Genomic DNA, 6,362 nt, shown 5'->3' with positions numbered 1-6,362 from the left:
GGGGGGGGGGGCGGGGGGGGCGGGGGGGGGGGGGCGGGGGGGGGGGCCGCGGGGGGGGGGGGGGGCGGGGGGGGGGGGGGGGGGGGGGGGGGGGGCGGCCCCCCCCCCCCACGGCCACGCGGGCAGCGCGGGACACGCGAGAGGTGCCGGACTCGAAGAAGGCGCAGAAACTGCGAAAGGCGCAGGAACTGCGGCGAATTGAGGGGAGCGGGGAGGCGCAGGGAGCGCGGGGAGCCGGGTCGAGCCGGCCGCCGGCGCGCCGCGGTGCGGGGTGCCCGGGGCCGGCGGCGGGTGGTCAGCCGGCCGTCGTGTTCTGCTCCTGTTCTGCCTCGACCTGCGCGTTCCACTCGCGCTTGGACGCCTGCCAGCCGTCCTCGTTGTGGCCGAGCCGCCAGTAGCCCGAGATCGACAGACGCTCGCGGGGGATCTGGTGCTCGATGCGCAGGTGGCGGCGGAGTTCCTTGACGAAGCCCGCCTCGCCGTGGACGAAGGCGTGCACCTCACCGGCCGGAAAGCTGAGCGCCTGGACGGCCTCGGTGAGCTTGGCGCCGACCCGGGCGCCGTCCCGGTAGAGCCACTGCACCGTGACTCCGGGCGCATCGGCGAGCGGCTGGTGCTCGCTCTCGTCCGCCACCTCGATGTAGACGTGGGCATTCGCCCCGCCGCCGGCCGCGAGCCGGTCGACGGCCGCCGCGATGGCCGGCAGCGCGCTCTCGTCGCCCACCAGCAGGTGCCAGTCGGCATCGGGCGCGGGCGCATAGGCGCCACCGGGACCGAGGAAGTAGATCTCCTCGCCCGGCTTGACGCTGCTGGCCCACGGGCCGGCCACGCCCTCGTCGCCGTGCACCACGAAGTCGACGGTCACCTCGCCCTTGACCGGGTCCCAACTCCGTACGGTGTAGGTGCGGGTGACCGGCCACTGGTCGCGCGGCATCTCGGCACGGATCTGCTGGATGTCGAAGGGCTCGGGGTAGGTGACGCCTTCTATGGGGAACAGCAACTTGACGTAGTGGTCGGTCCACTCGCCCGCGCTGAAGTTCGCTAGCCCCTCACCACCGAGCACCACGCGGACCATGTGGGGCGTGAGCTGCTCGGTGCGGCTCACGCGGCCCCGGTGGAGCTGCGGCTGCTTACGGACCGGACGTTCTGTCACGGTTCCTCCACTTTAAGAGAGAAGTTAGGTTTACCTAACTTAACAGCTCAGGCTCCGAGTGTGGAGATCACCCGGTGCAGTGAGCTGCCCAGACCCCAGCGTTCGGCCAACTTTTCCAAGGCCGTGGGATGGCGTGGAGTCCTGGGTAGGGCGGGGTCGAACGGCGGCAGCGGTACGTCGGTGGCGACCCGTACGACGCGGGGCGCGACGGCGACGTACTCCCGGGCCTCGACCAGCCGCTTGCGCTGCGCCGGGGTGATCTTGGAGGCGGGGTCGGCCGCCGCGGCCATGATGCCGGCCAGGTCGCCGTGGGCGGCGAGCAGCTTGGCGGCCGTCTTCTCGCCGACGCCCGGCACGCCCGGCAGGCCGTCGCTGGGGTCGCCACGGAGCAGGGCCAGGTCCGCGTAGCCGGAGCCGTCCACCCCGTACTTCTCGCGCAGCCACGATTCGTCCACGATCTGGAGGGTGCCCACGCCCTTGATCGGGTAGAGCACGCGCGCCGCGCGGTCGTCGCTGACGAGCTGGTAGAGGTCGCGGTCGCCGGTGACGATGTCGACCGGGCCGCCCGCCGCGGTCGCCAGGGTGCCGATCACGTCATCCGCCTCGTAGCCGGCCACGCCGACCCGGGCGATGCCGAGCGCGTCCAGCACCTCTTCGATGACCGGCACCTGCGGGGCGAGGGTGTCCGGGACCTCCTCGGCGTAGTCGCCGGTGTGCGGCGCGTGCTCGCCGGCCGTCAGCGGTGCGGCGGGCTCATCGGCGACCCGGTGCGCCTTGTACGAGGGAATGAGGTCGACCCGCCACTGGGGTCGCCAGTCGGCGTCCATGCAGGCGACCAGCTCGTCGGGGCGGTGGTCCTGGACGAGTCGGGCGATGAAGTCGAGCAGCCCCCGCACCGCGTTGACGGGCGTGCCGTCCGGGGCGCGGACCGAGTCGGGCACGCCGAAGTAGGCACGGAAGTACAGCGAGGCGGTGTCGAGGAGCATCAGGCGTCGGGTCACCTGTCCGATCATGCCGCACCCGGCAAACCTGAGCGGAATGTGAGGTGGGCCACGAAAGGGTTTGCCTTCAAGGGGGCGGGGCAGGCGCGGTCCCGGAGCGGACCCTGTAGCGCATTCAACTATTGCATTGGGCATCTGGGCAGCCGGGCCGAAACCGCCCGCTCCACGACCTGACCTCCCGCTCCGGCGGGAAGCCCCCCCGGGGGCCCGGGTCGTTATGTGACTTCGACCCGAGAGGTGTATGTGTCCAGGCTGCGAGCCGAGCACTTGTACATGGTCTTCGGTAGGCGACCGAAGGCGGCCGTAACGGCCCTTGAAGGCGGCGCGAGCCGCGAGGAGCTGCGCTCCCAGGGGACCACGGCGGCCGTCATCGACGCCTCGTTCTCCGTTGAGGCAGGCCAGATATTCGTCGTCATGGGGCTCTCCGGGTCGGGCAAGTCGACCCTGCTCCGGACGCTCAACGGCCTCCTTGAGCCGACCGCGGGGCGGGTGAGCTACGACGGTCAGGACCTGACCGAGCTGGGCGCGCGTGAACTGCGCGAGGTGCGCTCGCGGAAGATCAGCATGGTCTTCCAGCACTTCGCGCTGTTCCCGCACCGCAGCGTCCTGGAGAACGCCGCGTACGGGCTTGAGGTGCAGGGCGTGCCGCGGGCGGCTCGGGAGGAGCGCGCCAAGGAGGCCCTGGAACTCGCCGGCCTCGCCGGGTGGGAGAACTCCTGGCCCGACGAGCTGTCCGGCGGCATGCAGCAGCGCGTGGGGCTGGCCCGCGCGCTGGCCACCGACGCCGACCTGTTGCTGATGGACGAGTCCTTCAGCGCGCTCGACCCGCTGATCCGGCGCGACATGCAGGACCAGCTCCTGGAGCTCCAGAAGCGGTTGAAGAAGACCATCGTCTTCATCACCCACGACCTCAACGAGGCGATGCGCCTCGGCGACCAGATAGCCGTCATGCGCGACGGCCGGATCGTGCAGATCGGCACCGCGCGCGACATCCTGGTCACCCCGGCCAACGACTACGTGGCCTCCTTCACCCAGGACGTCGACCGCACCCGGGTGCTCACGGCCGGCGCGATCATGGCCGACCCGGCCGGCGTGCTGGCGCCCGGCGACGGCGGCACGCCCCGTACGGCACGCGAGGTGCTGGCCGCGGCGCCGGCCATCGTGACCGTGGAAACCCCCATCGTCGAGTTGTTCGTCCCCTGCTCGGCCAGTTCCGAGCCGATCGCGGTGGTGGACGACGCCGGCGAGCTGATCGGCGTGGTGCCGGCCGCCCGGCTGCTGGCCGTGCTCGGCGAGCCCACCCGGTCCACCGAACCCGCGTCGCCGAGCCTGACCAAGGACGAGCAGGGCGGACAGGGCGCGAACGGTGCACAGGGCGCGAAGGGCGCCGGGGGCACCGACGACCCGCAAGACCAGAAGGACCAGCAAGACGTGGCAGTGAAGACCGGCGACGGCGCGGACAAGGGCACGGCCGGGGGCAAGGTGACCGCGGGTGCCTAGGCTCAACATCGGCAAGTGGATCGACTCGGGGATCACCTACCTGCGGGAACACCTCGACTGGCTCTTCGACTTCATCGCCAAGGTCGTCGACGGCATGTACCAGGGCCTGCACGACGTGCTGGCCGCGCCCGAACCGCTGCTGTTCGCGGGCATCCTGGCGGTCATCGCCTGGTGGCTGCGCGGGGTCGTCGCGGGCGTCGTGGCCTTCGCCGGGTTCGCCCTGATCGACTCGATCCAGCAGTGGGACGAGGCGATGGAGACGCTCGCCCTGGTGCTGGTCGCCGGCTTCATCACCATCCTGCTCGCGGTGCCGCTCGGCATCTGGGCGGCGCGCAACCGCGTGGTGAGCGCGGTGCTGCGACCGGTCCTCGACTTCATGCAGACGATGCCCGCCTTCGTCTACCTGATCCCCGGCATCTTCTTCTTCGGCGTGGGTGTGGTGCCCGGCGCCATCGCCACCGTCGTCTTCGCCATGCCGCCCAGCGTGCGCATGACGGAACTCGGCATCCGGCAGGTGGACGAGGAACTGGTGGAGGCGGCCGACGCGTTCGGCACCAGCCCGCGCCGCACCCTGTTCCGGGTGCAGCTCCCGCTGGCACTGCCGACCATCATGGCCGGCGTCAACCAGGCCATCATGCTGGCCCTGTCCATGGTCGTCATTTCCGGCATGGTCGGCGGCGGCGGGCTCGGATCCTCCGTCTTCGAGGCGATCAGCTCGGTGGACGTGGCACTCGGCTTCGAGGGCGGCCTGGCGGTCGTCATCCTCGCCATGTACCTGGACCGGATGACCGGCGCGCTCGGCGAGCGGGTCTCGCCGCTGGGCCGCCGCGCCATCGCCAAGCGCAACGCCGACGCCACGCACGGTCTGCGCGTCCTCCAGTGGCGCCCGGCGACCTCGCTCGCCACCGTCGGCGTGGTCGTGCTCGCCCTGGTCGCCGGCGGTCTCAACGTCTTCGGCGACGACGACGAGGGCCGCCAGGTCACCGCGGACGTCGGCAAGGGCCGCTCGGTCAACATCGGCTACATCAACTGGGACGAGGGCGTCGCCTCCACCTACCTCTGGAAGGAGGTCCTGGAGCAGCGCGGCTTCAAGCCGAAGACCCAGTCGTACGAGGTGGGCGCGCTCTACACCGGCATGGCCGCGGGCGACATCGACGTACAGACCAACTCCTGGCTGCCGGTGACGCACGAGTCGTACTGGAAGACCTACCGCGAGAAGCTGGATGACCTCGGCTCCTGGTACGAGCCGACGTCGCTGGAGATCGCCGTGCCCTCCTACGTCAAGGGCGTCAAGTCGTTGGCGGACCTCAAGGGCAAGGGCGGCACCTTCGACGGGAAGCTCATCGGCATCGAGCCCGGCGCGGGCGAGATGAAGCTGCTCAAGGAGAAGGTGCTGCCCGGCTACGGGCTCGACAAGGAGTACAAGCTGATCAGCGGCTCGACCGCCGGCATGCTCTCGCAACTGGAGCGCTCCTACGCCAAGCAGGAGCCGGTCGCGGTCGCGCTCTGGTCGCCGCACTGGGCCTACAGCAAGTACCAGATGACCAAGCTGGCCGACCCCAAGGGCGCGTTCGGCTCGGGCGACGGCATCCACCTGCTGGCGCGCAAGGGCTTCGCGGACAAGGAGCCGCAGGTCGCCCAGTGGATGAAGGACTTCAAGCTCGACGAGAAGCAGCTCACCACGCTGGAGCAGGAGATCCAGGAGGCAGGCAAGGGCAACCAGCAGCAGGGCGTGCGCACCTGGCTGGAGAAGAACCCCGGCATGGTCGACAAGATCGCCCCGGTCGCCGGCGCCGAGGCCAAGGGCAAGGACGCCGGCGCCGCGCCGCGGATCGGCTACTTCCCGTGGGACGAGGACGTCGCCACCACCTTCCTGTGGAAGAACGTCCTGGAACGCCGCGGATATCAGCCGAAGGTCAAGCAGTACGACGTCGGCTCGATGTTCACCGGAATGGCAGCCGGGCAGATCGACGTCGAATTCGACGGCTGGCTGCCGGTCGCGCAGAAGCAGTACTGGGACAAGTACAAGAAGGACCTCGTCGACATCGGCGCCTGGTACGACAAGACCTCCCTCGAACTGGCCGTGCCCTCCTACGTGAAGGACGTGAAGTCGCTCGCCGACCTCAAGGGCAAGTCGAAGAAGTTCAAGGGCAAGATCGTCGGCATCGAGCCGGGCACCGGTGAGATGAAGCTGCTGAAGGACAAGGTGCTGCCGGCGTACGGCCTGGACGGGGAGTACGAGGTCACCGACGCGGGCTCGCCCGCGATGCTCGCCGAGTTGGAGCGCGCCTACAAGAAGCGCGAGCCGATCGTGGCCGTGCTCTGGTCGCCGCACTGGGCCTACAGCAAGTACGAGTTGACGAAGCTCGCCGACCCGAAGAAGGCGTTCGGCGAGAACAACCAACTGCACTCCCTCGGCCACAAGTCCTTTCCGAAGAAGTACCCGGAGTTCTACGGGTGGCTGAAGAACTGGCACATGACCGAGGAAGAACTCGGCAGCCTTGAGGCGGCCATTCAGGAAGCCGGCAAGGGCAAGGTCGAAGAGGGCGTCCAGAAATGGATGGACGCCCATCCCGGAATCGTGGACAAGATGGCTCCGGTCGCCTGACCCACACGGTCCAACCCGGTCCCGCGGCACGGCCGCTCACCAGGCGGCCCGGCGCCCGGGCCCGCGCGCGCGGGGGGGGGGAAAACAGCAACGGCCCCCC

General features: G+C 70.1%; 5 protein-coding genes. 3 read left to right on the top strand and 2 right to left on the bottom strand.

Going from position 1 to position 6,362, the window contains the following annotated elements; all coding sequences use genetic code 11:
- Positions 1-202: hypothetical protein (locus tag AAHZ94_RS26530; protein WP_349995852.1), on the top strand; the 202-nt coding region annotated here is incomplete at its 5' end.
- 93 nt (positions 203-295) lie between these two features.
- On the opposite strand, the gene AAHZ94_RS26525 is transcribed toward AAHZ94_RS26530, so the two are convergent.
- On the bottom strand, positions 296-1,153 hold the full coding sequence (locus tag AAHZ94_RS26525; protein WP_349995851.1) for a siderophore-interacting protein: 858 nt from the start codon (positions 1,151-1,153) through the stop codon (positions 296-298).
- Between the two features lie 47 nt (positions 1,154-1,200).
- Positions 1,201-2,166, bottom strand: coding sequence for a 5'-3' exonuclease (locus AAHZ94_RS26520; RefSeq protein WP_349995850.1), 966 nt, complete (start codon positions 2,164-2,166; stop codon positions 1,201-1,203).
- Between the two features lie 231 nt (positions 2,167-2,397).
- Here AAHZ94_RS26520 and AAHZ94_RS26515 point away from each other — a divergent pair, with 231 nt between their 5' ends.
- Positions 2,398-3,654, top strand: a complete 1,257-nt coding sequence (locus AAHZ94_RS26515; protein ID WP_349995849.1) for a quaternary amine ABC transporter ATP-binding protein — start codon at positions 2,398-2,400, stop codon at positions 3,652-3,654.
- Entirely contained in the window at positions 3,647-6,262 is a 2,616-nt protein-coding gene (locus AAHZ94_RS26510) for an ABC transporter permease/substrate binding protein (RefSeq protein ID WP_349995848.1), read from the top strand. Before AAHZ94_RS26515 ends, AAHZ94_RS26510 begins: the two co-directional genes overlap by 8 nt.
- Positions 6,263-6,362: the final 100 nt, after the last annotated feature.

This window comes from Streptomyces sp. HSW2009 (assembly GCF_040240285.1).
Taxonomy (GTDB): domain Bacteria; phylum Actinomycetota; class Actinomycetes; order Streptomycetales; family Streptomycetaceae; genus Streptomyces.
This window is presented reverse-complemented; position numbering and strand designations above follow the sequence as displayed.

Coding starts and splice junctions, on each gene's coding strand:
- AAHZ94_RS26520 (WP_349995850.1), bottom strand. CDS start 2,166: ATGATCGGACAGGTGACCCGACGCCTGATGCTCCTCGACACCGCCTCG.